18 protein-coding genes and 3 tRNA genes are annotated in these 26,491 nt (G+C 71.9%); 10 read left to right on the top strand and 11 right to left on the bottom strand.

Features of this window, described 5'->3' with window-relative positions:
* Positions 1-53: 53 nt before the first annotated feature.
* Both ABD378_RS14630 and ABD378_RS14625 read right to left on the bottom strand, forming a co-directional pair.
* The gene (locus ABD378_RS14630; protein WP_344521248.1) at positions 54-1,496 is read right to left on the bottom strand and encodes a xylulokinase; all 1,443 of its coding nucleotides are present in this window, start codon (positions 1,494-1,496) and stop codon (positions 54-56) included.
* A 62-nt stretch (positions 1,497-1,558) separates the two neighbouring features.
* Entirely contained in the window at positions 1,559-1,861 is a 303-nt protein-coding gene (locus tag ABD378_RS14625) for a YtxH domain-containing protein (RefSeq protein WP_344521246.1), read from the bottom strand.
* Between the two features lie 178 nt (positions 1,862-2,039).
* On the opposite strand from ABD378_RS14625, the gene ABD378_RS14620 reads away from it, so the two are divergent.
* From ABD378_RS14620 to ABD378_RS14610, 3 genes are all read left to right on the top strand, one after another.
* Positions 2,040-2,112, top strand: a tRNA-Asn gene (locus ABD378_RS14620).
* Positions 2,113-2,117: 5 nt separating this feature from the next.
* Positions 2,118-2,190: transfer RNA gene (locus ABD378_RS14615), tRNA-Asn, on the top strand.
* A 175-nt stretch (positions 2,191-2,365) separates the two neighbouring features.
* Positions 2,366-2,442: transfer RNA gene (locus ABD378_RS14610), tRNA-Ile, on the top strand.
* Positions 2,443-2,570: 128 nt separating this feature from the next.
* Here the strand turns inward: ABD378_RS14610 and ABD378_RS14605 are convergent.
* On the bottom strand, positions 2,571-2,972 hold the full coding sequence (locus ABD378_RS14605; RefSeq protein WP_344521244.1) for a nitroreductase family deazaflavin-dependent oxidoreductase: 402 nt from the start codon (positions 2,970-2,972) through the stop codon (positions 2,571-2,573).
* A 222-nt stretch (positions 2,973-3,194) separates the two neighbouring features.
* Here ABD378_RS14605 and ABD378_RS14600 point away from each other — a divergent pair, with 222 nt between their 5' ends.
* Positions 3,195-3,428, top strand: coding sequence for a hypothetical protein (locus tag ABD378_RS14600; protein WP_344521242.1), 234 nt, complete (start codon positions 3,195-3,197; stop codon positions 3,426-3,428).
* Between the two features lie 26 nt (positions 3,429-3,454).
* Here ABD378_RS14600 and ABD378_RS14595 read toward each other — a convergent pair whose 3' ends face one another.
* The 3 genes from ABD378_RS14595 to ABD378_RS14585 are packed head-to-tail and all read right to left on the bottom strand — an operon-like array spanning position 3,455 to position 6,425.
* On the bottom strand, positions 3,455-5,074 hold the full coding sequence (locus ABD378_RS14595; RefSeq protein ID WP_344521240.1) for a GAF domain-containing protein: 1,620 nt from the start codon (positions 5,072-5,074) through the stop codon (positions 3,455-3,457).
* Positions 5,075-5,132: 58 nt separating this feature from the next.
* Positions 5,133-5,336: a CBU_0592 family membrane protein gene (locus ABD378_RS14590; protein ID WP_344521238.1), complete on the bottom strand. Its 204-nt coding sequence runs from the start codon at positions 5,334-5,336 to the stop codon at positions 5,133-5,135.
* Positions 5,337-5,387: 51 nt separating this feature from the next.
* Entirely contained in the window at positions 5,388-6,425 is a 1,038-nt protein-coding gene (locus ABD378_RS14585; RefSeq protein WP_344521236.1) for a rod shape-determining protein, read from the bottom strand.
* A gap of 235 nt (positions 6,426-6,660) precedes the next feature.
* Between ABD378_RS14585 and ABD378_RS14580 the strand changes: the two genes are divergently transcribed.
* The gene (locus ABD378_RS14580) at positions 6,661-7,950 is read left to right on the top strand and encodes an MFS transporter (RefSeq protein ID WP_425583845.1); all 1,290 of its coding nucleotides are present in this window, start codon (positions 6,661-6,663) and stop codon (positions 7,948-7,950) included.
* A 3-nt stretch (positions 7,951-7,953) separates the two neighbouring features.
* Here ABD378_RS14580 and ABD378_RS14575 read toward each other — a convergent pair whose 3' ends face one another.
* From ABD378_RS14575 to ABD378_RS14560, 4 genes are all read right to left on the bottom strand, one after another.
* Positions 7,954-12,078: an SAV_2336 N-terminal domain-related protein gene (locus ABD378_RS14575; RefSeq protein ID WP_344521232.1), complete on the bottom strand. Its 4,125-nt coding sequence runs from the start codon at positions 12,076-12,078 to the stop codon at positions 7,954-7,956.
* Positions 12,068-13,084, bottom strand: coding sequence for an AAA family ATPase (locus tag ABD378_RS14570; RefSeq protein WP_344521231.1), 1,017 nt, complete (start codon positions 13,082-13,084; stop codon positions 12,068-12,070). Before ABD378_RS14570 ends, ABD378_RS14575 begins: the two co-directional genes overlap by 11 nt.
* A 51-nt stretch (positions 13,085-13,135) precedes the next feature.
* Positions 13,136-14,971, bottom strand: a complete 1,836-nt coding sequence (locus ABD378_RS14565; RefSeq protein WP_344521296.1) for a VMAP-C domain-containing protein — start codon at positions 14,969-14,971, stop codon at positions 13,136-13,138.
* 288 nt (positions 14,972-15,259) lie between these two features.
* The gene (locus tag ABD378_RS14560; RefSeq protein ID WP_344521229.1) at positions 15,260-15,592 is read right to left on the bottom strand and encodes a CU044_2847 family protein; all 333 of its coding nucleotides are present in this window, start codon (positions 15,590-15,592) and stop codon (positions 15,260-15,262) included.
* 230 nt (positions 15,593-15,822) lie between these two features.
* On the opposite strand from ABD378_RS14560, the gene ABD378_RS14555 reads away from it, so the two are divergent.
* From ABD378_RS14555 to ABD378_RS14540, 4 genes are all read left to right on the top strand, one after another.
* On the top strand, positions 15,823-19,545 hold the full coding sequence (locus ABD378_RS14555; RefSeq protein ID WP_344521227.1) for a S8 family serine peptidase: 3,723 nt from the start codon (positions 15,823-15,825) through the stop codon (positions 19,543-19,545).
* 249 nt (positions 19,546-19,794) lie between these two features.
* Positions 19,795-22,164 (top strand): glycosyltransferase, encoded by a 2,370-nt coding sequence (locus tag ABD378_RS14550; protein ID WP_344521225.1) that lies wholly within the window; start codon positions 19,795-19,797, stop codon positions 22,162-22,164.
* A complete protein-coding gene (locus ABD378_RS14545; protein ID WP_344521223.1) occupies positions 22,161-23,387 on the top strand; it encodes an acyltransferase family protein in 1,227 nt (408 codons plus the stop codon). Before ABD378_RS14550 ends, ABD378_RS14545 begins: the two co-directional genes overlap by 4 nt.
* A gap of 393 nt (positions 23,388-23,780) precedes the next feature.
* Positions 23,781-24,152, top strand: coding sequence for a DUF488 domain-containing protein (locus tag ABD378_RS14540; protein ID WP_344521221.1), 372 nt, complete (start codon positions 23,781-23,783; stop codon positions 24,150-24,152).
* A gap of 42 nt (positions 24,153-24,194) precedes the next feature.
* Here the strand turns inward: ABD378_RS14540 and ABD378_RS14535 are convergent, their stop codons facing one another.
* Complete coding sequence (locus ABD378_RS14535; RefSeq protein ID WP_344521219.1) at positions 24,195-25,898, bottom strand: serine/threonine-protein kinase; 1,704 nt, start codon at positions 25,896-25,898, stop codon at positions 24,195-24,197.
* 219 nt (positions 25,899-26,117) lie between these two features.
* On the opposite strand from ABD378_RS14535, the gene ABD378_RS14530 reads away from it, so the two are divergent.
* Positions 26,118-26,414: a hypothetical protein gene (locus tag ABD378_RS14530; RefSeq protein WP_344521217.1), complete on the top strand. Its 297-nt coding sequence runs from the start codon at positions 26,118-26,120 to the stop codon at positions 26,412-26,414.
* The last annotated feature ends 77 nt before the right edge of the window (positions 26,415-26,491 follow it).

Raw genomic sequence — 26,491 nt, 5'->3', positions numbered from 1 at the left:
CCGGTAAAAATGTTGCCTGGGTCAAGAAGCGGGCACACCCCTGGCGGGGCGCTTCAGGAGCCGCTCGCTGCGAACGCCCCCGGATGGGCCTGCTCCCGTACGGTCCGGTACTGCTGGCGCACCGCCTGGCCCACGGACTGCTCCTCGCCCGGCTCGAAGACCTGCGCGGACGCCCCCTGCCAGTACGGCAGTTGGCCGTTCAGCGCCCAGGCCGCCTGCCGCGCCGCACCGATCGCCGCGTAGTCCGCGGGCTGCGGCACCACCACCTGCGTGCCGAACAGCATCGGCGCAGCGGCCTGCACGGCCGGCAGCTCGGCCGCCGCGCCGAGCAGGAACACCCGGCGCACGTCCACGCCACGGCCCCGCAGCACGTCGAGCGCGTCCCCGAGCCCGCACAGCATGCCCTCGAAGGCCGCCCGCGCCAGATGCTCGGGCCGCATCGACTCGCGCCGAAGGCCGGTCAGTGTGCCCGCCGCGTGCGGCAGATTCGGCGTCTTCTCACCCTCCAGATACGGCAGGAGTACGAGCCCGTGCGCACCCGGCGTCGATTTCATGGCCAGATCGGAGAGTCCTTCGAGGTCGGCCACCCCGAGCATCTCGGCGGCGCCCCGCAGCACCCGCACCGCGTTCAGCGTGTGCACCACCGGCAGATGCATCCCGGTGGCGTCCGCGAGCGAGGTGATCGTCCCGCTCGGGTCGACAAGCGCCTCGTGGTGCACGGCCATCACGGACCCCGATGCCCCCAACGAGACGACCGCGTCGCCCTGCTGGACCCCGAGCCCGAACGCCGCCGCCATCGTCTCGCCGGTCCCCGCCGATATCAGCAGCCCCTCGGGCGTCGTACCCGCCGCCTCCGCGGGACCGATGACCTCGGGCAGCATCGCCTGGTGCCCGAGCGCGAGCTCGATGAGATCGGGGCGGTACGAACCGGTCGCCGCCGACCAGTAGCCGGTCCCGGAGGCTCCGCCGCGGTCGGTCGTGCGCCGCGCGGGCCGCCCGAGGAGCTGCCACACCAGCCAGTCGTGTGCCTGCATGAGGGAGGCGACGCGCTGAGCCGCCTCCGGCTCGGTCCTGGCCAGCCAGCGCAGCTTCGTCACGGGGTGCGCCGCCTGCGGGACGCAGCCCACGGCCTGCGCCCAGGCCTCGCGGCTGCCGAGCCCGTCGATCAGGTCGGCGGCGGCGACCTGCGCCCGCCGGTCGTTGCCGACGAGCGCGGGCCGCACGGTGTTGCCGTGCTGGTCCAGGGGGATGACCGCGTTCTGCTGCGCGGAGACGCCGATGGCCTGCACGCCTTCGAGCAGCCCGCCGCCCGCCGCCTCACCGAGCGAGAGCAGCCAGGCCTGCGGATCCACGTCCGACGGACGGCCGCCGCCATCGGGGCCGCCCTCCGTCGGATGCGCGGCATAGCCCTGCTTGAGTACGGCGCCCGTGTCCGCGTCACAGACCACGATGCGCGTGAAATCGGGCGAACTGTCCAACCCTGCGACTATCCCCATGCTTGGAATTCTGCCGCACCGCGCGACATCTCCCGTACCTCAGCTCCCAGGAGCGGTCCCGGCTAGGTGTTGGTGGTGCCCCAGTCGTCCTCGCCGTTGCCCTGACCGCGCTCGCGCAGCGACCGCACCCGGTCGGCCACCGAGTCGGGGACCCGGTCCCCCACCTTCTCGGACACGGTGTGGAAGGCCTTGCCCGCCACGTCGCGTCCCTGCTGCGTCGCGGACTCCACGGTGTTGCGCACGGCCGGGTTCTGCGAGAACTCGCGAGCGGACTTCTTCAGCTTCTCGTAGCGCTCGCGTCCGGCCCGGGTACCGAGCACGTACCCGAGAGCCAGTCCCGCCACGAATGTGAGCCGGTAGCGCATGGCTGCCACCCTTCCCTTGCGTCGGCGTCGAGCGTCTGTCGCCCGTCTGCTGCTCTGAGTCGGCGGTGGGGGATACCGATTGGCGGAGCACCCCCCTGCTTGCGCTAATGTATGTGTCGCAGCGACCGCCCGCCGCCTGGAGAGTTCCCAGCTAGGTGCGTTCGATGCAACGAGACGATCCCCTGTAGCTCAATTGGCAGAGCAGCCGGCTGTTAACCGGCAGGTTACTGGTTCGAGTCCAGTCGGGGGAGCTCGGTCTCCTGTAGCTCAATTGGCAGAGCAGCCGGCTGTTAACCGGCAGGTTACTGGTTCGAGTCCAGTCGGGAGAGCTGTGAGAAGGACCCTTGAGATTGCCCTCAAGGGTCCTTTTTCGTGCCTGGTGGAACCATGTGGGCAGCCCTGAGGTCCTCATGGTCGAGCGATGCCGACCATCCGAAGCAGGAGATCGTATGAGCGGCTATGCTGCGGCAGACGGCGCGCACAAATGTGCGCGACGCGCCGTTAGGGGCGGTAGCTCAGCCGGTTAGAGCAGCGGACTCATAATCCGTCGGCCGTGGGTTCGAGTCCCACCCGCCCCACCACAGCGCTGGGGCGCAGGAACGATTCCACCTGCGTCAACAGCGCAAACCTCCCGGTCCTTCCCTTTGCAGCGACACGCGGATGATCGTCGGCCGGCCCTCGCCGGTCTCCTGGTGGCCCGGAGCGGACCTCAGGCGCGCTCCAGGACCACGACCGGGATCTCCCGGTCGGTCTTGGTCTGGTACTCGTCGTAGGCGGGCCACGTCGCGGCCATGGTCCGCCACATGTCCGGCTTCTCCTCCGGGGTGGCGGTACGCGCGCGGGCGGTGAAGCGGTCACCCTTCACCTGCACCTGGACCTCCGGGTCCGCCTCCAGGTTGCGGTACCAGAGGGGCGGCGCGTCGGCGCCGCCGTTCGAGGCCACCACCAGCACCGCGTCACCGTGCGGCCGGTAGATCAGCGGGGTGCTGCGCTGCTCGCCGCTCTTTCGGCCGGTCGTGGTGAGGATCAGCACCGTGGTGCCCTGCCAGTCGTGGCCCTCCGCGCCGTCGGTCTCCACGTAGCGCTTCACATGCTCTTTGCCGAACAGCATCTGCCGTCTCCTCCGTGTCCTGGCGCTCTCGCGCCGTGCTGACCCGATGTCATGCCAACCCTGCGCTTTCCCACCTTCCCGACGCCGAACCGACACGGGCTCCGCGCGGGGGAGTGAGCTTCAGTACCGGGATCCCGGGCAGGAGGGATTCATGAAGATATTGATCCTCCTGGTGGTCATCGGCCTCGCCGCGGCTTGGTACCTGCAATCGCGGAAGCGCCGGTGAGCGCGCACGCAGGAGACGCCGCCGCCGCTCCGGTGGTCGTGCATCCGCCGTCCCGCACGGGCGGTCGGCGGGTGACGGTCCGCGGGGAGATCCTCGGCCTCGCGCAGTGCGACGCCGACGTCGTCGAGTTCCTGCGCCGGGCCGGGCTGCCGGACGCGGAGGGGCTGCTCGACGATCCGGTTCAGGTGAAGTGGCAGGGCGGCCAGGCGCACCGGTACGAAGCGGCGTGAGGCGTGGGCCGCACGGCCGCCGCTGCTCAGAGAGGGGCCTGCCAGGTGGTCGTCGTGCCCGCTCCGACGCCGTCCGTCGTGCCGTCGTCGTACACCGTCAGACGCACGCCCGTCCGGCCGTCCGGCAGCGTCGCCCGCGCGTCCACCGCCACCTCGATGCGGGTCACGTCGGGGCGGCGTGACGCGGTGGCGAGGGCGCGGCGCAGGGCGGCGAGCAGGTGGCCCGCCGCCGGGTCGGTGACGCGGGTGTCGACGGCGCCGGTGAAGTGCACGGAGGGCTGCACGCCGACCACGGCAGCCGCGCCCGCCGTCTCGCGGATCACCCTGCCGCGGAACGTGGTCGGGGCGTCGGCGGGCGGCTGCTGGAGCGCGAAGATCGCCGTACGGACTTCCTGGATGGTGGACTCCAGCTCGTCCACGGCCTGGTCAAGCGTGGACTCGACCTGGGGCGAGCGGTCCCTGCGCCGGGTCGACTCCAGCATCATGCCGGTGGCGAAGAGCCGCTGGACGACGAGGTCGTGCAGATCGCGGGCGATGCGGTCGCGGTCCTCGAACACCGCCAGGCGCTGCCGGCTCTGCTGGGCGTCCGCCAGGACGAGGGCAAGGGCGGCCTGCGAGGCGAACTGGGTGGCAAGGAGACGCTCCACGGAGGTGTAGGCGCGCTCGCCCCTGCGGCGGGGCAGCGCGAGCGTCCCGATGAGCCGTCCGCCCGCCTGCAGCGGCAGCATCAGGCTCGGCCCGAAGTTGGTCCGTACGTGCGTGGTCATCCGGGGGTCGGTCGCGGAGTCTTCGATGAACACCGGCTCGCCCCCGAGCAGTTGCTCGAGGACCGCGCTGCCGGGCTCGATGGTGGTGCCGATGAGGTCGTTCTGGAGCTCGTGGGGGTGGGCCGGGGTGTCGTTCGGTGCCTCGCGCGGGGGATCGCTCGGAGGCTCGGTGTCCTCCGCCGTCGCCGCCGCCACGATCCGCATGCCGCCCTGGTCCGTGGGCTGCAGGATCACTCCCGCCGAGGCGTTCGCGAGGATCCGGGCCTGCTGGGCGACCGTCATCAGCGCGTCGGCCGCCGGTTCGCCGGTGAGCAGGGCCGTGGTGACCGCCGCCGCGCCGTCGATCCACCGCTCGCGCTGCCTTGCCGCCTCGTACAGGCGGGCGTTGCCGATGGCGATGCCCGCCTGGCTCGCGAGGATGCGGAGCAGTTGCAGGTCCTCGTCCGTGAAGCGGCCCTCGCGCTTCTCGGTGAGGTAGAGATTGCCGAACGCCTCGTCGTGGACGTGCACCGGAACGCCCAGGAAGCTGTGCATCTCCGGGTGCCCCGGCGGGACGCCGCACGAGCGCGGGTCCGTCGTCAGGTCGTCGAGGATGAGCGGCTTCGGCTCGCGGATCAGGGCGCCGATGAGGCCCGAGTGACCGTCGGGGAGGGGGCCGATGCGGTCCCGCTCGGCCTGGGTGACGCCCGCCGTGAACAGGTCGGTCAGCTTGCCGTGCCCGGGGTCGATGACGCCGAGCGCACCGTATCTGGCGCCCGTCAGCTCGGTCGCGCTCTCCACGATGTGCTGGAGCGTGGTGTGCAGTTCGAGGTCCGTGCCGACGCCGAGCACCGCGTCCAGGAGGGGGACGAGGGGGAGGGGCAGGTCGCCGCCGTTCATCGCACGGCTCCGGCTGTGTCCCCGGCGGCCCCGCCGCCCCGCGCCTTCTTGGCCAGGCTCAGCAACGAGACCACCATCCACGCCCCTCCAGAAGCCGAGAACCCCACTGCCGTTCGTGGAGAGCATCGCCCGCCGTGAGCCCTGACCCGGCGAAGTTCAGCCAGCGGCAGGACCAGGTGCCCGTGCCGAGCCTGCCCGCCTGGGCGAGGGCGAAGGCGAGCAGGATCAGCGCGGAGCCGGTCAGCCGCACGGTCATCGACATACGGGCACTCTTCCGCGGGGCGGTGCTGAGATCAGCGCGTGAGGGCCGGGATCAGCCGGACAGCGGGTCGAGGACCAGCGGCTGGATCTTGCCCTCCAGCATCGCCCCGAGCCCGAGCACGGCACACACGTCGGGCCGCTCGGCGATCGCCACCGGCATCCCCGTCGCGTCCCGCAGCATCTGGTCGAGGCCGGGGAGCAGCGCGCTGCCGCCGACCATCATGATCCCGCGATCGGCGAGGTCGGCCACCAGATCCGGCGGGCAGTCCCGCAGCACCTTGCCGATGCCGTCAAGTACGGCGGTGAGCGGGGTGTGGATCGCGTCGCGGACGGCGGCGGTGTCGACGTGCACCGAGCGGGCGAGCCCCGTGGCGACATCGCGGCCGTGGATCTCGGTCGACTCGGGCCCGTGCGGAGTGAGGCCGTTGCCGCGCAGGGCGAGCTGAAGCGGACGTACCGACTGACTGGGCAGCATCAGCTCGTGGTGGTGGCGCAGGTGCTGGACGATCGCGTGGTCGATGGCCTCGCCGCCGACCGGGATCCGCTCGGCGGTGACGATCGACCCGAGCGACAACACCGCGACCTGCGTGGTCGCCGCGCCGCACACCAGGATCATGGTCGCCTCCGGCCGCTCGACGGGCAGCCCGCAGCCGACCGCGGCCGCGATGAGCGTGTCCACAAGCTCGACCCTGCGCGCCCCGAGCCCGACCATCGTCTCGACGGCGGCGCGCTGGGCCAGCGGGTCCGCGTCGTGCGGGGTGCAGGCGGCGGCACGAAGCCGCGGCTTGCGGCGCAGGGTGCGGCGGAGCTTCTCGCCGAGGAGGTGGCGCAGCATGCGCTGGGCCATCTCGATGTCGACGACGGTGCCGCCGGACACCGGCCGTACGACCCGGATGTAGCCCGGCGTACGTCCCGTCATCTGCTCGGCGAACTGACCGACCGCGATGAGCGCGCCCGTGCGCGTGTTCACGGCGGCGGCGCTGGGTTCGTCGACGACGAGACCCGCGCCCTTCACGAACACCCGGGTCCTCGCGGCACCCAGGTCGACGGCGATGTGGCAGCGGCGCAACTGCTCCAGACTGACGGTCATGGCAGGTCCTCCCGAGAGCGCAGACCGTACGGACCGTCGGACGACGGTCCTGTCTCGCATCGTGCGGTGGCCGCGGGCGGCCCGCGCGTTGGGCTGAGCCGGGCGGGGTGCCGCCGCACGGGTGGTCTTGATCGCGTCGCGAGCGGCGCAGTTAGCATCCCGTGTGACGCATACGCCCCCGGAAGAAGACGAAGCCGAAGGACCCCGGATACCCGAGGCCGACAGCGACCCCCCGCTGTCCCCGCTACCAGTGGAGCCCCAGGGGCCCGTCACGAAAAGGCGGATACTCGCCGATCTGACGCCTTTGCGTACGTCCGTCGACTACCGCCGTCTCTGGGCCGGCAACACGATCTCCTGGATCGGCCAGGCGATGACCGCCCTCGCGGTCTCCCTCCAGGTCTACGACATCACGCACTCCAGCTTCTCGGTCGGCCTCGTGGGTCTCTTCTCGCTGGTCCCTCTCGTGGTGTTCGGCCTGTACGGGGGCGCGATCGCGGACACGGTGGACCGGCGGAAGCTGGGCCTCTACTCGTCGCTCGGCTCGTGCGGGCTCTCCCTCGCGCTCGCCGCCGGCGCGTTCGCGGGCTTCCACCACGTGTGGTTCCTGTACTCCGTGGTCGCGCTGCAGGCGGTCTGCGCGGCGCTGAACTCGCCTGCGCGCTCGTCGATGATCCCGCGGCTCCTTCCGCCGGAGCAGCTGCCCGCGGCCAACGCGCTGTCGTCGATCACGACGACAGGGGGCACGATGCTCGGCCCCATGCTGGGCGGACTCATCGTCGGCCTGTGGGGCTATCAGGCGGCGTACACGGTGGACGCGGTGGCCTTCAGCGCGTCGCTGTACGCGATGTGGCGGCTGCCGGCGATGCGGCCGGAGGGGGCTGAGGCGGGGGCTGAGGAGGGGGTGCGCAGGAAGCGGGCGTCGGTGCTCGAAGGGCTGCGGTTCCTCGCGACGCGGCCGAACCTGCGGATGACCTTCTTCACGGACATGTGCGCGATGGTGCTCGCGCATCCGCGGGCGTTGTTCCCCGCGGTGGCGGTGGTGTGGTTCGGGGGCGACGCGAAGACGGTGGGCCTGCTTGTCGCGGCGCCCGCGGTGGGAGCGCTGCTCGGCGCGGTGTTCTCCGGGTGGCTGGGGCGGATCCGGCGGCACGGCCTCGCGATTCTGCTGGCGGTCGCAGGCTGGGGCACGGCGATCGCCGTCTTCGGGCTGACACGGAATCTGTGGCTGGGGCTGTTCTTCCTCGCGGTCGCGGGCTGCGCGGACACCATCTCGATGGTGTTCCGGAGCACGATGCTGCAGGCGGCCGTGCCGGACGAGATGCGGGGGCGGCTGCAGGGGGTCTTCATCGTGGTGGTGGCGGGCGGGCCCCGGCTCGGGGACTTCGTCGCCGGGTCGGTGGGTGATCTGGCGTCGCCCGGGGTGGCGGTGGTGGGGGGCGGGGTCGCGTGTGTCGTCGCCGTGGGGCTGTTGGCCGTCAAGTGGCGGAGGTTCGCTCGGTACGACGCGAAGGCGCCGGAGGCGTGAGGGTCACCTGCGGTCCTGGGCGTCGGTCAGTTCCGACAGGGAGTCGATGGTGTCGAGGGCTCCGGCAGCCCGGAGGCGCACGCGGTCCCGCTCGTCGCGGGTGTGCCCGAGGAATCGGATGCCCAGGCTCCGGGCCGCGGTCGCCTCAGACACGGAGGCCCCGACCATCAAGCAGCGGTCCGGAGGTGTGCCCAGCTGTTGCAGGGTGCGACGCAGGCAGTCCGGATCGGGCATCAGAAGCCGGAGAAACTCGCTGCGGCCGTGGATTCCGCCCTCGGGGGCAGGGAGCTCACGTGCTTCCAGGTACGCGGACACGGCGCGCGGTGACACATCGGTGGCGATGGCGATGCGGGGGTGGCCGGACCGGGCGCGCAGCAGCGCGGCGGCGTGAGGTGTGGGCTTCCCGGTGCGGGCTGCCTGCGTCTCGATCCGCTCGAGCCGCAGGCTCATGTCCCGTCCGAGTCGCTGGTTCGTGGAGTCCCCGTACGCGCGGAGCACGTCCAAGGGATGGAGTCGGCCCTCGCTCCGGGTGATGCGGCCGCCGGGCACTGCCGGTAGGTGGGCTTCGCCTGTCAGGGCGGCGTCGACGTCGCGCTGTTCGACGGCGAGTGCGACGAGGCTGCGGGCGGCGGCACGGGCCGCCTTGCCCGGGTAGAGGTTGATGAGGGTTCCGTCGAAGCCGAGGATCAGGGTCTCGACGGAGGTGGGCCGGGGGGTGACGGGCGGCGTGGCCGTGATCTCGCAGTACCAGTCGTCGGACCGCGGGACCCGCTCGAACCGGGTGTCGCCCATGCGGCCGGAGCGGCTGAGCCTGTCGTGCAGGTCGTTGGAGACGATCACGGTGGCGCGGCTGCCGGGGCGGTTGAAGAGGTGCCGCAGCTCGGCGGGGAAGGTGAGGGCGGCGACCGTGGGGTCCGGCTCGTGCGTGACGGTGACACACAGGCCGATGTGCGGCAACTCGCCCAGCGCCGCGGGGAGTTGTTGCAGGAGGGCGGTCAGTACGTGCAGGACGTGGACCTCCGGGGCGACGTCCACGTCCCAGCCGCGGGCACGGGGCTGCAGCTCGAAGTGGTCGGGGCCGATGCCGCCGGTGATGAGGAGGTGGGAGATCTCCCGGCCCAGCTTGTGCAGGGTCTCCGACTGGGTTCCTGAGGGGCGGGTCAGGTACTCGAAGGTGAGGGTCGTCCCCGGGGGCGTGGGCTGGTCGTCCGGCAGCTCACGGCTGACGCCGAGGTCGTCAAGCTGGGTGCTGGGGAGTTCCTCGTGGGGGGCCAGTACCTCGTCCTCCGTGTGGGGGAACTCCTGGAGCAGCTCGTCCAGTTCCGTCCGCTCCTGCTCGGTCGCGCCGAGCTCCCGGTTCAGCTCCAGGTGTGTCTGGAGGAGTGACTGCCGCAGGCGGCTGATGTCGGCGCGGGTGGCCTGGGCGGCCGGGCCGGGGATGTCCTCCAGGGGGGCGCCCCGCCACAGGTCGAGCGCGGAGCGGACCAGCTCGCGGGCGCGCGTGAAGTCCCCCGCGAAGCGGGCGTCCTGGGCGTCGGCGGCGAGTCTCTGGCAGTGGAACAGGTCGACGACGTCGGGGCCGTACGGCAAGGGCAGGGCGTAGCCGATGTCGTCGGCGACCAGGGTGTCGGGAGCCAGCGTGTTGGCGAGGCGGTGCGCGCAGTTGCGCAGGTCGCCTTCCGCGCGTGGGGTGAAGGCAGGGCCCCAGATTCCCTCGGTCAGTTCGGCGAACGGCACGGTCCGGCCCCGCTTGAGCAGGAGCATGCACAGCAGCGCCTGCTGCTCCGGCTTTCCGACGGTGAGGAGGTGGCCGTTTTGGGTGACGTGAAGAGGGCCGAGCAGGGAGTACGTGCGGTCGCGCGACGCGGGCACGGAGAGCTGCGTGAGCTGCGTGAGCTGGTGGAGGCCCTGGCGTCGGCGGTCCGCGTCGGGGGAGTCGAGGTCCTCGACGGCGGACCGCAGGATGTCCCGGAGCCCGGCGGCCACTTCAGTGCCGTCGTACATTTCGTGTACGAGGCGGCCGAGCGAGCGGAGGTCGGCCGATCCGCTCTCCTCGCGGTAGGGGGCGAGCGTGAAGCCGCAGAGCACGGCGCCCCCTTGCGGCGGGATCCTCACGTAGGCGGGGGAGAGGGCGCCGTGGGCCAGGCCTTCGGCGTCCAGGGCGGAAACCGCGCGGGCGAGGGACGGGATCAGGTCCAGGAGGTAGTGGGTGGGCAGTCCGTTCGGATGGTCCGCCAGGAGCTCCGCGAGATTGCGGCCCTCGATGAACTCCATGACGAGGTAGGGGACTTCACCGTTGGCGTAGTCGTGCACGGCGGCCACCTGCGCATGGCGGAACCGGGACAGTTGCCGCGCGGCCCGCGTGAAGCCGTGACGGAGCCACTGCGGTGCCTGCGGGTAGCGCTGCACCGCCACGGGCCTGCCGCCCTGGCGCAGATCCTCCGCGAGCCACACCCTGCCGCTGTGCCCGATCCGCCGCACCAGCCGGTAGCGGTCACCGAGGAGCCTCGCGTCCCGCCCCCCGCCCAACCGTCGCGCACTGTCCCGCGTGACCGTCGCGAACGGCTCGCCCACCGGGGCCCCGGGCCCGGCGCCTCCGCCGGAGGGAGCCACCGCGCGCAGTACCCCCGGCGCCGCCCCCGCCCGCTCGTCGATCAGTCCGCCCACCCGGGCGAGAAGCTCCCGAGTACGCCCCCGCGCGGTACGCGGCAACGTACGCAGCAGCAACTCCCGTACACCGTCCCGGAATTCATACGCCCCGGCGGCCCCGCCCGAAGCCAGCATTCCGCTCAGGATCACCTCCGCCAGATGCTGCGGGCGCGGACGCTCCTCCACCGCCGCCTGGACGAGCCGCATCACCGGCAACTGCGGCTCGCCCACCGCCAGATGGCCCGCAAGGCGGAAGGCCTCGGGGGAGGCCGTGGAGCGGAAGCGGAGCACGAGGTCCTCGGGGGTGAGGTCCGTGATGGCCGTGATGTCCGAGGTGCCGGCATCGGGGGCCGGTGGCGGTGGGCCGTGGCCCAGCCACCCCACCGCGCCCGGCAGTTGCGCCCCACCCGCGTCCGCCACCAGCGCCGCCCAGTGCGCAAGCCACGTCCCGGCGGGTTCGAGCACCGGGACCGGCACCGCTCCGGCGGGGGGCGGCACATCAGCGGCGTACGAAGTGAACGTGAGAGCGCTCGAAGGTGCCGCAGGGTGCGGGGAGGAGAGGAGCCCCGGAGCCGTCGGGAGCGCCGTGGTGCGCCAGAGGCGTTCCGGGAGCGGCTGGATCACCGCCACCGGCATCTGTGTGGCCCAGCGGCGCAGCGTGCGGTACCAGCGATTGCCTGCCTCGCCCTGGCGCCACTGCGGGCCCATGCAGTCGCTGATCACGAGGGTGACCGTGCGGCCCGACGCGGGCGCGTGGGCCGCCTGGGGCGGGACCGTGCCGTCCGGCTCCGCGCGGTGCAGCTCCACCGTGCGGAAGATGCCGGACTGGGCGAGCGCCGTGTGGAGTTCGTGGACCAGGGGGCGCCAGATCGGCATGGTCGGGCCCGCGTCGTACACCAGCGAAAGGCGCAGCCATCGCTCCGACGCGGGGCGCAGGACCGGCAGCCAGCTTCGCGGATGGCCGCCCAGGCGGGCGATGCGGTCCGCCGTGGCTTCCTCGTCGATGACCTCGCCCACCGGGGAGGGGACACGGCGCTTCAAGGGGCGCAGGGCGCGTTGCAGGGTGAGGGGGTGGGTCACCATCGGGGGGACGGGGACCCGGACAGGAGTGTGGCCGGATGCGGCTCCTGAGTCGGGGGTGCCCGACGGGTTCCCGGACGCGGAGGGCTTCGGCCGTGCGTCGCCGCCCGCCGGGGACGGCAGCCGCAGCGGCACCCGGTCGTCCGGGCGAGGGGGTGGCGTGGGGTCGGCCGGTTCCGGGTTCGGCGGTGACGGGCTCGGCCGGGGTGGCGTGCGCGGTGTCTGCGGCGGGGCGGCGGAGGCTTCCCGCGGAGTCGGCGCGTCGCCGCCCATCTGCCGTGCGAGCCACAGCAGTTCGGCCAGCTCGATCGACGTGGGCCGTGAACCGTCCGCCGCCTCCGCGAGGAGATCGGCGAGGCGCGCGACGGGGCCCCGGTGCCGGGGCGCGTCAGAGTGCATCGGGGCCCGGATCCGCCGCCTGCGTCAGGTACGGCATCAACTGGCGCGCGAGCTCGTCCCGCGAGGCTGTGTCGACGCCCGCCGCACCGGTCAGGTAGATCGCGTTCAGGAGCTGGTCCGTGGCCAGTTCGCCGCCGGTGCCGCGCTCCAGGAAGCGGGCGATGAGGGTGCGGGCGTAGGCGTCGGGCTCGCCGAGGTGGGCCCGGACGATCTCCTCAAGGTGCTCGTCGCGCGGCTGGCGAAGGCGCAGCGTGACGCAGCGGCGCAGGAAGGCGGGCGGGAACTCGCGCTCGCCGTTGCTGGTGAGGACGACGAAGGGGAAGGCCCGGCAGCGCACGCGGCCGCGCTCGACCGTCACCGGGTCGTCCGAGCCGTCGGTCAGGAGGTCCGCCTTCGGGGTGTGCTTGGCGATCCGTACCAGCTCGGGGATCTCGTACTGGCCCTCCTCCAGGATGTTCAGGAGGTCGTTGGGCAGGTCGAGGTCGCTCTTGTCGATCTCGTCGATGAGCAGGGCGCGGGGGCGGCTGTAGGGGAGGAGCGCGGTGCCGAGCGGGCCGAGGCGGAGGTGGTCATCGACGCCCGCGCCCTCCCGCTGCGCCCTCGCCTTCGGGGAGCGGCCCGCCGCGTAGAGGCGCGACAGCGGGTCGTACTGGTAGAGGCCGTCGTGCAGGGCGCTGCGGCTCGTGATGTTCCAGCGCAGGACCGGGCCGAGTCCCAACTCCCGTGCCACCGCGTACGCGAGGCTCGACTTGCCGCTTCCCGGAGGCCCCGTCACCAGGAGTGGCCGTCGCAAGTACAGGGCAGCGTTGACCAGTTGGACGCAGGTCTCCGTGGCCCGGTACGTGTGCGCCCGGTGCACGCGGTCCGGGGAAGTGGCCGAGCCGTCGTCCGTGGGCGTGTCGAGGACCGGGCCGCCGTCGAAGGCGCGCCAGGGCGGGGGCGGGGGCAGCTCGGAGATCCCGTCGTGGGGCTCGTTCGTGCCGGTGTAGACGGGCCACAGGGACATGATCGGGGTTCTCCGTATTCGTACGTCGGGCTCGGGATGCGTACGTCGGGCTCAGGCGACGGGGGAGTGGCGGTGGGCGGCGGGTGCGGCGGGGAAACAGCGGGGGTCGTCCCAGAGGAGCTGCACGTCCCTCGCCCAGTGCGTGTCCGGCTCGTCGGACGCCTCGGCGCTCTCGCGCAACGTCAGGATGGTGCGGGGGAGTTGGGCGGGCGGATGGCCTTCGATGTGGGCGGCGATACGGTCGAGGAAGTCGGAGCCCGCGCAGCTCTTGTCGGTGCGGTGGTCGGTGTCCGCGCAGCCCGTGCGCGACCACAGGAGTACCGGCACGGGTGCGGTGAGCGTGACGTCGAAGTGCGTGACGTCGGTGTCGGGCCCGGCGCGGTCCGCCGGTGGCGGCGCCGCGAACCCCGCCAGGTCCGCGCCGTCCTGTCGCAGCCGGAACCTGAGCTTGTTCGGTTTCTCCTGGGTGCCGCACTCGACGCGGTGCAGGACGGTCGTGGGGCGGCCGTCCAGATGCTCCCACTTCCGGGCGAGGCGGTGGCGCAGACCGCCCTTGCGGCGGGACCGGTCGGTGACGACCAGGGGGTACGAGCAGCCGAGCGGGGTCGGGTCGTCGGCGCCGCATTCCCACTGGGCCACCGGCCAGTTGAGCAGTGCGCGGGGCAGCACGAAGGCCAGCAACTCGTCTGTGCCGGGGGTGAGATGGGAGAAGGCGTCGTCGACGCGCTCCTGGACGTAACGGCGGACGTGGCCTGCGGACAGGGTGTGCGAACCGACCGGGTGACGCAGGCCCTCGCGGTACGCGGACACCTCGACCAGGAGCTGGTCGTCGCCCGCGCCGCTGTGGTCGATCTCGATGAGGATGGGGGACCAGGCGGGTGAGTCGCCGGGCGCGCCGGGCTCCCCGGGCGTGGGCGGGGCGGGTGCCGCGGGTGCTTCGAGCAGGCCCGCGAGGCGGTCGGCGAGGCGCGCCATCGCGTCCGGCTCTTCGATCTCCGAGAGTACGTACCAGGCCGCCGACCACAGCGAGCCGAAACCCTCCGGCGGCACGGGCGGGCCGAGCGGGCCCACCGCGTCGCGGTACAGCCGCTCCGGGTCGAGGGCGAGGCCGGTGTCCGCGGCCCGGTCCACCAGGGCGCGCAGCCGTTCCTTCGCGGCCCGCTGGTGGCCGGGGGTGGGGATCAGATCGCCTAGCGGCGGCCAGTAGCGGGCCATGACGGAGGTGGGCAGCATCCGTCCGTTGCGTACGCCGGTGGAGGCGCGGGCGGCGGCCGACACCATGCCCACGACCCGGTTGCTGTCCGCGAGGGTGACCGCAGCGCCGCTGAACCCGGGCGCCAGGGGCTGCCCGTGGGCGCTCCACGCCTCCAGCTGGACCCACTCGTCGGCGATCCGCTGGGCCGCGGTGGCGCGGTACTCGGCGAGGGTGCCCTCGCGGTAGCCCTTGGGGAATCCGTACACGAGGAGGCGGGGGCGGGGTTCGGTGTACGCGTCCTCGGGGTCCGCGAACTCGGCGGGCCGCAGCGGCACCGCGTGCTCCAGCTCCAGGACGGCGAGGTCGCCGAGGTCGTCGCCGTGTCCGTCCCAGCCGCCGTGCGCGCCAACGGTGGCGGTCACCGTGCCGAGGTCATCGCGGTGCGGGAAGGAGACGGTGACGGGTGCGCCGTCGCTGGCGCCTTCGCTGGCGCGGGCGTTGGGGCGGATGCTGGCGCGGACGACGTGCGCACAGGTCAGGACGTGCCGGTCGGACACGAGGAACCCGGCCCCGACCTCGCTTCCGCACACGATGCGGGCATGCCACGATGTGCTGCTCATGGGGTGGGGGTGGCCTCCGGCGGGGGCGCGGCTAGGGGGCTCGTTCCCTCGGAGGCGTGGCCGGCTGCGGATGCGTCGTGCGTGCTGCGGTGCTGCTGTGTCTTGGGGCGGGGCCGCGCCGGTATGTCCGTCCTCGCTATCGTCCGGTGGCCGCTTTGGTGCTTCGGGGCCGGAGTGCTGGGAACCGTGCTCCGGGCGGACATACCGGCACGTCCCCTCACGAGCGTTGCCGACCGCGGGTGCATGCCATCTCCTGTGCTGCCGTGCGGGATGTCGGTCCTGGAGTGCTGGGAGCCGTGCTCCGGGCGGCGCGTCCCCTCGCGGGCGTTGCCGGCCGCGGGTGCATGCCGCCTCCTGTGATCACGTGGTGGCTGCCGGGCCGTCTGGGGTCCAGGCGAGGCGTACCACCAAGTGGCCCTCCGTCGTGCCCTTCACGATCACCGCGCCTGCCTCCGCCGACATCCGTACGCCGAACTCGATCTCCACCGAGTCCGGGCGCAGCGTGCCGTCGCGGAACACCCGCAGCGCGGACTCGGCGGCCGCGCGTGCCCCGGCGAGCGACTCCTCGAAGGTGTGGACCGCCCGGGAGGGGCCGTTGCCGCGGGAGACGAGGTGGGAGCCGTGCATGTCCTCCACGTCCGCCATGACGACGGGCGTGCCGTCGTCGGTCGTGAACTCCACCAGATCGTCCATCAATGCCCCCGTCGAGCCCTCGCCGCACCTGCCAACTGCATTGTTACGGAAGGTCCTTGTGGCTGTCATCCAAGTCCGGGGTAACGGACGCACACGGGTGGGGCTGGCGGGAAGGTGCCCTGGCGGCTTCCCGCCAGCACCGGTCAACACCCCGGCAACACAAGCCGCCCGACACTCTTCGCAGCACCCGGGAATCACCCCCGCCCGGGTCCGACGAAGAGAGGGCACCCATGACCCGATCACCCGCGTGGCGAAGAGCGAGGCTGCTGCCGGTTGTCGGCCTCGCGGTCGCGCTGCTTCCGGCAGGGCAGAGTGCGACCGCCGCTCCCGTGGACACACCGCAGGGGCGGGCCACCCCCGCCGCCCGCGCCGCCCACACGGTCACCCTGGTGACCGGCGACAAGGTCACCGTCACGGAACTCGGCGGCGGCAAGAAGACCGTCACCGTCGACCGGCCCGCAGGGGCCACCGGAGCCGTGCGGAGTGAGATATCCGGTGACCGCATCACCGTCGTACCGGATGAGGCGCGGCCCTATCTGAGCGCGGGCACCCTCGACAAGCGGCTCTTCGACGTGACGGAGCTGATACGCCAGGGGCTCGGGGACGAGAAGGGCGGCGCGCTGCCGCTCATCGTCACGTACGAGAAGGGCGCGCGGCGTGACGCGGGCCCGGCGACGCCCCGTGGCGCCGACAAGGTGCGCGCGCTGCCCAGCGTGGGCGGCGTGGCGGTGAAGGCGGCCGAGCCCGGTGCCTTCTGGCGGGATGTCGCGCCGGGTGCCTCTGAGTCGCCGAGTGCCAAGGCCGGTTCGGGGGGTGGCCTTGCCGGTGGAATCGACAAGATCTGGCTCGACGGGCGTGTCGAGGCCGACATGGCGCAGAGCAACGAGCAGATCGGCACCCCCAAGGCCTGGGAGGCGGGGCTCACTGGCAAGGGTGTGAAGGTCGCCGTCCTCGACACGGGGGCCGATCTCTCCCACCCCGGTCTCAAGGATCGTGTGGACGCCAGTAAGAGCTTTATCCCCGGCGAGGAAGTCGCCGACCGCAACGGCCACGGCACCCATGTGACCTCGACCGTCGGCGGCAGCGGCGCCGAGTCCGACGGCAACAAGGAGAAGGGCGTGGCGCCCGGCGCCGCCCTCTCCGTCGGCAAGGTGCTCAGCGACGAGGGCTCCGGCAGCGAGTCGCAGATCATCGCCGGAATGGAGTGGGCAAGCAAGGACGTCGGCGCCAAGGTTGTGTCGATGAGCCTCGGTTCGCGGGAGGCGAGCGACGGCACCGACCCGATGGCCGCCGCCGTCAACACCCTCTCCAAGGACACCGGCGCCCTCTTCGTCATCGCCGCGGGCAACACCGGCGCCCCCTCCTCGATCGGCTCGCCCGGCGCCGCCGACTCCGCGCTGACCATCGGCGCCGTCGACTCCGCCGACCAGGCCGCGTACTTCACCAGCCAGGGCCCGCGATACGGGGACAATGCCCTCAAGCCCGACCTGTCCGCGCCGGGCGTCGACATCCTCGCCGCCCGGTCCCAACTGGCCGGCGGTGAGGGCTACTACACCGAGATGAGCGGTACGTCGATGGCGACCCCGCACGTCGCGGGCGTCGCCGCCCTGCTCGCCGAGAAGCACCCGGACTGGAGCGGTGCGCGCCTGAAGGACGCGCTGATGTCCACCTCCGCGAAACTCGACGCCTCCGCATACGAGTTGGGCGTTGGGCGGGTGAGTGTGCCCGGCGCCATCGATGCGCAGGTCACCGCGAGCGGGAGCGCCGATCTCGGCTTCTACTCCTGGCCGTACGGGGACAACAAGCCCGTCACAAAGACGGTCACTTATGCCAATTCGTCCGACGCGGCAGTGGAGTTGAGTCTCGCCGCCGAGGGCGCGGCGGAGGGTGTCGCGAACCTCGCCGACAAGACGCTCACCGTGCCCGCGCACGGCACCGCTTCGACCACGGTGACCGGTGACGGTGCTAAGGCGCCCGTCGGCAACAGCAGCGGCCGCATCGTCGCGAGCGCCGCCGGGAAGCCGGTCGTGCACACCGCGTTCGGCCTGGTCAAGGAGGAGGAGCGGTACACGCTCACCGTCCACGTCAAGGACCGTGACGGGGCGGCGACCGGGGCCGGTCTGGTGCTCCAGCACCTCGTCAAGCAGACCGATCCGTTCCAGGCGGAGGTCGGTGATTCCGGCACCCTTGAGCTGCGCCTGAAGCCCGGGTCGTACGCCCTGTCCTCGTTCCTCGACGTACGCGGCAGCAAGGGGAAGGACTCGCTCGGCATCGGCTTCCTCGCCGCGCCGGAGATCGTCCTCGATCGGGACCGTGAAGTCACCTTGGATGGGCGGAAGTTGCGCGAGGTCGGCGTGGACGTCGGCAAGCGGACGGAGACCCGCCAGCTCCTGATGGAGTACGACCGCAAGGCGAACGGCGCCGAGCTGATGGGCGCGGTCCAGGTGCCGGTCAAGTACGACAGCGTCTTCGCGGCGCCCACCAGCAAGGTGGCCGAGGGCAGCTTCGAGTACCGCACCGTCTGGCGCCTGGGGAAGCCGACCCTCGACGTGAAGGGCCTCGGTCAGGTCGTCGCGCAGCCGGGCGGCACGGTGACCGACGGCCGCAGCAAGCTGCCGCTCGTGGACGTGGGCGGCGGCACGGACGCCGAGTACGCGGGCAAGGACGTCAAGGGCAAGGCCGTCATCGTGCGGCGCGCGCCCGGCTCGGACGTGACGCCCGCTCAGCTCGGGCAGGCGGCCCAGGACGCGGGCGCGAAGGCGCTGTTCGTGACCGATGACGTGCCGGGGCGGCTCAACGCGTGGTTCGGCACGGACGACAACGCGGACCGGCCGCTGCAGATCGGCACGGTCGACGCTGCGGACGGTGCGCGGCTGCTCGCGGCGGCGAAGGCGGGACGCGCCGTGGAGACGACGGCGACCTCCCGCACGCCTTATGTGTACGACGTGTCGGAGGGCCACAAGGGGGCGGTGCCCAGGGACCTGACGTACGAGCCGTCGAAGCGTGAACTCGCGGTCCTGGACACGAAGTTCCACGCGGTGAAGCCGGTGGCGGGCGGCGAGTTCCGCTATTCGCTTACGGACACCTTCTCCGTCGGGATCGGCTTCCAGGAGAAGATCGACTACCCGGTCGAGCGGACGGACTACGCCTCCACCGGCGCCGGTCAGCTGTGGCACGAGTCGGTGTCGGCCGGGCCCGGCGTCTTGGAGGAGCGGAGCGGTCTGGTCGGTTACCGGGGCGGCAGGCACGGCGAGCTGAACTGGTTCAAGCCCGTGTGGCACCCGTGGCTGGGGACGGGGCTCGGCTGGGGGCAGCAGCGGTCGGGCAACTCGCTGCAGTTCAACGTTCCCGGGTGGGGCGACTCCGGTCCTGATCACACCGGGTTCGGCGACGTGTGGAACGACGACTCGATGACGCAGATGAGCGAGGTGTACGCGGACGGGGAGCTGGTCGACCGGCGCAAGAGTTCGGGGGTCTACGTCTGGGACGCGGATCCCGCCGAGCGGACGTACAAGGTCGTGACGGACACGACGCTGGACGCGGACCGGTGGCGGCTCGCGACGAAGGGCCACTCGGAGTGGACCTTCAGGTCGAAGGAGACTCCTGCCGACCGGGACACGTTCCTTCCCCTGCTGAACCTCGGGTTCGACGTGGACACGGACCTCGCGGGGGACGTGCGGGGCGGGCGGACCGTGGATGTCGGGATCTTCTCCGAGTACGTGAAGGGGGCGCCGGACGTCGGGGCCATCGGCGGCGGCAAGCTGGAGGTGTCGTACGACGACGGGAAGAAGTGGACGGAGGTCGCCCTTGACCGGGATGGGGCAAAGGCTTCCTGGGGCGGGGAGTTGAAGGTGCCTGGTTCCGCCGAGTTCATTTCCCTGCGGGCTTCGGCGAAGGACGACCGGGGCGGATCGGTCACCCAGGAGATCGTGCGGGCGGTGGGGGTGCGGTAAGAGAGCGGCCTCAAGCGCCGGCCGGGCTGGATTCTCGGCCCGGCCGGCGCTGCTCGGTCTCTGTCCTGTCTGTCTCTGCCCTCTCTCTACACGTTGACGTAATCAGAGCGTTACGCCAGTGAAGGTGCGGTGTCACAGTGATCGTTGAGGCTGATGTGACCGATTTCCCCGTGTTTCAGGGGTAGTTGGTGGATCAACGAAAACCAATCGGTCCTCCCCCCACAATCCGAACAGGATGGGACCACATAGATGTCCGTCACACCGGTGCTGATACCGCACCCTTCCGAAACACCGCCGACCAGCGGCCATGTCCTGGCCGTCGGCTCACCGGGCCCCAGCCGTGAACTGCTCACCCGGACCCTGAGACTCACCGGGTACGAAGTCACCCACGCCGTCCCCGGCGACGTACACCGCCAGGTCAGGCAGGCGCCACCGGACGCGATCGTGGCCCTCGACGACGGCCCCGACGGCCGGCGTCAGGGCCTCGACGTCATACGCGAGGTCCGCGCCGACCCGGCAGGACAGGCGCTTCCGCTGCTCATGGTCACGGCGGCCCGCGCCCACGCCCCCGGTGCCGTCGCCGATCTGCTGCGGCACGGCGCCGACGACTGCCTGCCGGAGGCCTGTGACCCGCGCGAGCTGTCGGCGCGGATAGCGGCCAAGCTGCACCGCGTCCCGGTCCCGGTGGAGAACCTGCTGCGCGATCCGCGCACCGGCCTCTACTCGGGACCGCACTTCATGGACGAACTCGACCGCGAGCTCAGCCGTCCGTCCGCCGCCCGGCGCGGCGGTGTGCTCGCCGTGGTCGGCGTCGCCGAGATGGCCGCCCTGGAGACACGGCTCGGGCCCCGCGTGCGGCGCGAGGTCGCCGAGCGTCTTGCCGGAGTCGCGGAACGTCTCGGTGGCGTCTGCGACCGACTCGGCTGGGACGAGGCCGGGCAACTGCTCGTGCTCATGCCCGGTGTCGACGAGGAGACCGCGACGCGGAGCCTTCGGGAGTTCGCCGTGTCCGTGGCCGGTACGCGCTTCGTCGTCGCCGACGAGAACGTCCGGCTCACCCCGGCCGTCGGCTGGACCCCGCTCGCCGAGTACGCCGACCACGCCCGGGCGGCCGAGGACGCGCGGGACGCCGTCTCCGAGGCCGTGCGCCACCGGGACCTGCGCCCGGTCCGCTACGAGCCGTGGATGCGGACGAGCGCCCCGCACGGCCACCGCCGGGCCCGCGCGGGGCTGCGAGCGCTGGTCACCTGGGCCACCCGGCTGCTCTCGCCCGTGCTTCCGCTGGTGCTCGGCGTGGGCGTGCCGTTCCTGCTCTACCAGCAGGCGTACGAACTGGGCTGGGACGCGGCCGGGTTCGCGTACTGGGTGGTGGTGGCAGGGCTCGTGCTCTCCGCCCTGCTCATCATGCTGGAGTGCCTGTTCTCGCTGGACGCGACGCCCCGGCCCGACCGCCCTGGCCAGCCCTATCCGCCCGCCAGCGCGGTCATCGCCGCGTACCTGCCGAACGAGGCCGCGACCATCGTCGACACCGTCGAGTCGTTCCTGCGGCTCGACTACCCCGCCGACCTGGAGATCGTCCTCGCGTACAACACCCCGCACCCGCTGCCCGTCGAGGACACCCTGCGCGAGATGGCGGCCCGCGATCCGCGGCTCGTACTGCTTCCGGTGGCCGGGAGCACGTCCAAGGCGCAGAACATCAACGCGGCGGTCACGCGGGTGCACGGCGAGTTCGTCGGCATCTTCGACGCCGACCACCACCCCGCCCCGAACGCCTTCCGGCACGCGTGGGACTGGCTGTCCAACGGCTACGACGTCGTCCAGGGTCACTGCGTGATCCGCAACGGCGACAGCTCGTGGGTCGCGAGGACGGTCGGCGTCGAGTTCGAGACGATCTACGCGGTCAGCCATCCCGGACGGACCAGGATGTACGGCTTCGGGGTCTTCGGCGGGTCGAACGGCTTCTGGCGCACGGACCTGCTGGCCAGGACCCGGATGCACGGCTCGATGCTGACCGAGGACATCGACTCCACGATGCGCGCCCTGAACGAAGGCGCGCGGATCGCCATGGACCGCACGCTCATCTCGCGCGAGCTGGCACCTACGCTCCTTCGCCCGCTGTGGAACCAGCGCTCGCGCTGGGCGCAGGGCTGGCTCCAGGTGTCGCTGCGGCACCTGTGGGGCGCGCTGCGCTCGCCGGTGTACTCGCGCAGGCAGAAGACGGGCCTGTTCGTGCTGCTCGGCTGGCGTGAGGTCCAGCCGTGGCTGACGCTCCAGATCCTGCCGATCCTGGCCCACGCGGCCTGGCGTGCGGGCGGCGCGGACCGCCTGGACTGGGCGGTGCCCGTCTGCCTGACGGCGGCGGCGTTCACCATGTCGGCCGGGGTGGTGCAGGCCGCCTTCGCGTGGCGGCTCGCCGTGCCCGAACTGCGGCGCCGCAAGGCGTGGTTCTGGCGCTACCTGTTCGTGTCGACGTTCTTCTACACCCACTTCAAGAACATGGTGGCGCGCCAGGCGCATCTGAAGGAGGCGCTCGCCGACCGGCAGTGGCGGGTCACGCCGCGCGCCGCCGTCCCCGATGCGGCGACGGCCGCGGTCGCGGAGCCGGCGGTGCGGACATGAGCACGCTGACGGCCGCGCGGCCCCCAAAGGCGCCGGCTCCCGCTCCACCCGCCTCCCGCGGGCGCGCGCTCGAACTCCAGGGGTATCGCGGCCTCGCCGCCCTGAGCACGGTCCTCTTCCACGTGTGGCAGGAGTACTACACGTACGACGCGGCCGGATCGCACCCGCCGGTCGACAGTGCGTGGCTGGGCGCGCTGGTCTCGCTGGAGGTGATCGACCTCTTCTTCGTGATGTCCGCGTACCTGCTCACGCTGTCGTACGCCCGCGCGGCCATCGACGGAGGCTCGATCCGCACGGGGAAGACCTTCCTCTTCCGGCGGGCGATCCGGATCCTGCCGCTGTACTTCCTGGCGGTGCTCGTCGTCTGGGCGGTCCGCAATCCGACGCTGCCGGGCGACTGGCGCGACCTGGTCGAGCACCTCACGTTCACGCACATCTTCGACCAGGAGCGGATCTTCTACACCCTCGGGCCCACCTGGTCCCTGTCCCTGGAGGTCGCCTTCTATCTGGCGCTCGTCGCGCTCGGGCCGCTCGCGGTGCGGGTGTGCCGGGGGCTCGCGACACGGCGGGCGCGGGTCGCCGTGTGCCTGTCGGGGTGCGCGGCGCTCTTCGTGCTGCCGCTGGTCTGGATCTCCGTCGCGCATTACGTCGTCGGGGTGCCGCACACCAACTGGCCGGTGTACTTCGGCCCGCAGGCACGCTTCGGGGGCTTCGCGGCGGGCATGGCGCTCGCGGTGCTGCTCGTGGCGCTCGGCGAGCGGGGCAAGCTGAGCGCGCGGGCGACCGTGCCGCTCTCGGTGGCGGCGCTCGCGGGGCTCTACGCCCTGTCGTACCTCTCCGACGCGGGGAACTTCGCCCACACCTTCTACCACCCGATCGCGGCCCTGCTGTGGTTCGCGCTGCTCTACGCCACGCTGCATGTCCGTCCGCGTGAACAGGTGCGCTGGCACGGCCTGTTGAGGTCGCGCTGGGTGACGGCGGTCGGGCTCATCAGCTACAGCGTCTACATCTGGCACGAGCCGGTCATGCTGCAACTCATCAAGTCCGGGCTCGTGCCGACGAGTCAGGCGGGCTTTCCGTTCGCGGCGCTGATCGTCTTCGCGGTCGCGCTGGCCGTCGGGACGGCGAGCTACTGGCTCGTGGAGTATCCGGCGAGCCTGCTCGGCAAGGCGAAGGACGCCAAGGGCGCGACGCGGGACTTCTATCCGGAATCGACGCGCTGACGACCTCTGCCCGTCCCTGACGTGCACCGACGCGACGACGCCGCCTCCCCTGGGACGGGGGAGGCGGCGTCGCCGTGAGAACTTCGGGTGACGTCAGACCAGCCAGCCGAGGAAGTGGGCGAGACCGGCGACGACGTCAGTGATGAGGTTCATGGTGGTGCTTCTCCTTGTGGGACTTTCTCAGGATGTTCCAACTCCCGGCCGCCGTATGGGACATGGGCTGGGAACGCGGCAACTACGGTCTGCAGCCCGTCGCTTGCGTTCCGTAATCATCGTCAATCACATGCGTCACATGCAATCTCTGGCGCGACGATCACCTGTTCCAGGGAACAACTGCTCCCCTGTTCGCATTTTCGAGATGCGAAGGGTCCGCGGGGGCGCGACGATGAGCCTATGAAGGCCGCCGATGCGTTCCCCGTACGCCGCGTGTACGACCCGCCGGGCGAGGCGGACGGCGTGCGTGTCCTGGTCGACCGGCTCTGGCCGCGCGGCGTCTCCAAGGAGCGGGCAGCCGTCGACGAATGGCTCAAGGAGGTCACGCCCTCCAGCGAGCTGCGGACCTGGTTCCACCAACACCGCGACGAGTACGAGGAGTTCGGCCGCCGCTACCGCGCCGAACTGGCGGGCCAGGAGCAGCAGGACGCCGTCCATCACCTGTGCGAACTGGCGGCCGCCGGGACGGTCACCCTGGTCACCGCCGTGAAGGACGTCGAGCACGGCCATCTGCCCACGCTGCGGGCGGTGTTGATGGAGGAGCGGGGCTAAGGGCTAAGGGGTAAGGGCTATGAGTCAAGGGCGCCGGAGTGGTCAGCCCGTCCGCGTGAAGGACCTGTGCGCTTCGATGAAGTGGCGCTCGCCCTTCGCCGCCTGACCGGCGGGCGCGGAGACCCACAGGTCGTACATCTTGCCGCCCTCGTCCCAGCTCAGGTCGTACGTGCGGCGCGGCCCGCCGTCGCCGGCCCCGCCGTCCCAGGTGAACTCCCAGACGGCGGCGGGGTGGCCGTTGTGCGTGGTCTCCCGGACCGAGCCGTTGCGGTAGCCGGGGTAGTCCGACGGGCCGTCCTTGTGCGCCTGCCGCATCACCGCCACCGGCCCTTCCGGGTCCAGGGGCTGGGGGTGGACGCCGATGCGGAAGGCGTTGTCCGCCGAGTTGTAGAAGACGCGGGGCGGTTCGGCGGAGCGGACGAAGCCGGTGGGCGTCACCATCTTGAAGCCGGTCGGGTCGGAGGCCGTGCGGTAACCCGCCGGGGCCGGGTCGTCGTCGGCGGGCTTGCCCGGTCCGGCGGGCTTGCCCGTCCCCGCCGGGGTGGCCTTGCCGGTGCCTTCGGGGGAGGGCTTGGGGGCGGCCGGGCTCTTCTTGCCGTTGTTGCCGGGCCCCTTCGGCTTGTCGGCGCTCTTGGACGGCTTCTTGCTCGGCTCCTTGGTCTCCTGCTTCTCGCGCACCTCGTCCGCGGCGCCGCCGCCTCCCCTCGCCTCCGATCCCGTACTGGATTCGCCCCGCGTCAAGAGCCACGTTCCGGTGCCGCCCGCCGCGAGGGCGGCGACCAGGGCGCCGGCGAGCAGCGCAGTACGGACCCGGGGGCGCGCGGCCGGCGCGGGGGCGGCGGAGCCGAGTACGATCGCTTCGTCGGACGGGGGCGGAGGCGCGGGCTTGGGGGTCACCGGCGTGCGGGGCACGGTGGGCATCCGCTCCTCCACCAGGAAGCCGCGCAGCGCCTGCGCGGCCTCGTCCGCGCCGAGCCGCCGCTCGGGATCCCGCTCGAGGAGACCGCGTACGACGGGAGTCAGCGGTCCTGCGGAATCCGGGATCCTGATCTCGTCCATGACGACCGCGTGCAGGACCCCCGCCACCGAGTCGCGGTGGAACGGCGACTCGCCCTCGACGGCGGCGCAGAGCAGCACCCCGAGCGACCACAGGTCGGACTCCGGGCCCGTGCGCTTGCCCGACATGCGCTCCGGGGCGGTGTACTCGGGGGAGCCGACGAACGCGCCCGTCTCCGTGAGCGTCGTCTGCCCGTCGACCTGCGCGATCCCGAAGTCGGAGAGGACCACGCGCTCCGTCCCCGCCTCCAGGAGTACGTTCGCGGGCTTGAGGTCACGGTGCAGCACCCCGGCCGTGTGCGCGGCATGCAGCGCGGCGAGCAGGGAGAGGCCGATGCGGGCGGCCTCGGCGGGCGGGACCGGGCCCTCCAGGGCCATCCGGTCGGCGAGCGAGCGGCCGTCGATCAGCTCCATCACGAGCCAGGGCTGCGCGTCGTGCTGGACGACGTCGTGCAGGACCAGGATGCCGGGGTGCTTCACCTGCGCGACCGAGCGGGCCTCGCGCAGCGTGCGTTCGCGCCGGCCCGCGGCGTCGGCCGCCGACTGCCCCGCGTCGACGTGCAGCTCCTTCACCGCGACGGCACGGCCCAGAAGCTCGTCCTCCGCTCGCCAGACCGTGCCCATGCCGCCGCGCCCGAGCGGCGTCGTGATGCGGTAGCGCCCCGCTATGAGATCCCCGTGACTCGCCATGGCCGCATCATACGAACTCACGTTGCAGAAAGCTCAGTTGGGCCGATCGGTGACCGTGGTGCGTGAGTGGCGTGACCGAGTGGTGAAGAGAAGTGAACGGCGCACATGCTGACGGCAGATGCCTCCGCGCGCCGGATACGTGGCGTGTCTGATCGCCTACGGTGGGTGACTCCAGCGGATCGCGTCGGGAGTGGTCCGCACGGTGGAGGGGATCTCAACATGATGCGACGACGCATGGCCGTGACCCTGGGGGCGCTCACGGCCGCCGCGACCCTGACGATCGCGGTGCCGGGGTCGGCGTACGCGGCCGAAGGAACCCTGATCGTCAACGGCAACGCATACGACGACCCGAGCGGCTGCTATCCCGTCGAGTCGTTCCCGTCCTCGGTGGCCAACTACACCGACGCCATCGCCGAGGTCCACTCCGGGCCCGGCTGCGGGGGCCCGGTCGAGTGGCTCGTGCACCCCGGCGAGACGTACTACACGGAGACCGCTCAGAGCGTCTTCATTCTCTGAGCTCCACCAGGACGTAGTACGTGACACCGGCGCCTCGTTCCGCGGGGCGCCGCGTGCGCGGAAGTACGCGGAAGTGC

Origin of the sequence: Streptomyces rectiviolaceus, from assembly GCF_039533825.1 — a bacterium.
Taxonomy (GTDB): domain Bacteria; phylum Actinomycetota; class Actinomycetes; order Streptomycetales; family Streptomycetaceae; genus Streptomyces; species Streptomyces rectiviolaceus.
The sequence above is the reverse complement of the archived record's forward strand: the minus strand, read 5'-3'. Positions and strand labels throughout refer to the sequence as shown.

Excerpts from the sequence above, each read along its gene's own strand:
- ABD378_RS14560 (WP_344521229.1), bottom strand. The coding sequence starts at position 15,592 with ATGGACGATCTGGTGGAGTTCACGACCGACGACGGCACGCCCGTCGTC.
- ABD378_RS14625 (WP_344521246.1), bottom strand. The coding sequence starts at position 1,861 with ATGCGCTACCGGCTCACATTCGTGGCGGGACTGGCTCTCGGGTACGTG.
- ABD378_RS14605 (WP_344521244.1), bottom strand. The coding sequence starts at position 2,972 with ATGCTGTTCGGCAAAGAGCATGTGAAGCGCTACGTGGAGACCGACGGC.
- ABD378_RS14590 (WP_344521238.1), bottom strand. The coding sequence starts at position 5,336 with ATGTCGATGACCGTGCGGCTGACCGGCTCCGCGCTGATCCTGCTCGCC.
- ABD378_RS14595 (WP_344521240.1), bottom strand. The coding sequence starts at position 5,074 with ATGAACGGCGGCGACCTGCCCCTCCCCCTCGTCCCCCTCCTGGACGCG.
- ABD378_RS14570 (WP_344521231.1), bottom strand. The coding sequence starts at position 13,084 with ATGTCCCTGTGGCCCGTCTACACCGGCACGAACGAGCCCCACGACGGG.
- ABD378_RS14535 (WP_344521219.1), bottom strand. The coding sequence starts at position 25,898 with ATGGCGAGTCACGGGGATCTCATAGCGGGGCGCTACCGCATCACGACG.
- ABD378_RS14540 (WP_344521221.1), top strand. The coding sequence starts at position 23,781 with ATGAAGGCCGCCGATGCGTTCCCCGTACGCCGCGTGTACGACCCGCCG.
- ABD378_RS14550 (WP_344521225.1), top strand. The coding sequence starts at position 19,795 with ATGTCCGTCACACCGGTGCTGATACCGCACCCTTCCGAAACACCGCCG.
- ABD378_RS14575 (WP_344521232.1), bottom strand. The coding sequence starts at position 12,078 with ATGCACTCTGACGCGCCCCGGCACCGGGGCCCCGTCGCGCGCCTCGCC.
- ABD378_RS14530 (WP_344521217.1), top strand. The coding sequence starts at position 26,118 with ATGATGCGACGACGCATGGCCGTGACCCTGGGGGCGCTCACGGCCGCC.
- ABD378_RS14545 (WP_344521223.1), top strand. The coding sequence starts at position 22,161 with ATGAGCACGCTGACGGCCGCGCGGCCCCCAAAGGCGCCGGCTCCCGCT.
- ABD378_RS14555 (WP_344521227.1), top strand. The coding sequence starts at position 15,823 with ATGACCCGATCACCCGCGTGGCGAAGAGCGAGGCTGCTGCCGGTTGTC.
- ABD378_RS14585 (WP_344521236.1), bottom strand. The coding sequence starts at position 6,425 with ATGACCGTCAGTCTGGAGCAGTTGCGCCGCTGCCACATCGCCGTCGAC.
- ABD378_RS14630 (WP_344521248.1), bottom strand. The coding sequence starts at position 1,496 with ATGGGGATAGTCGCAGGGTTGGACAGTTCGCCCGATTTCACGCGCATC.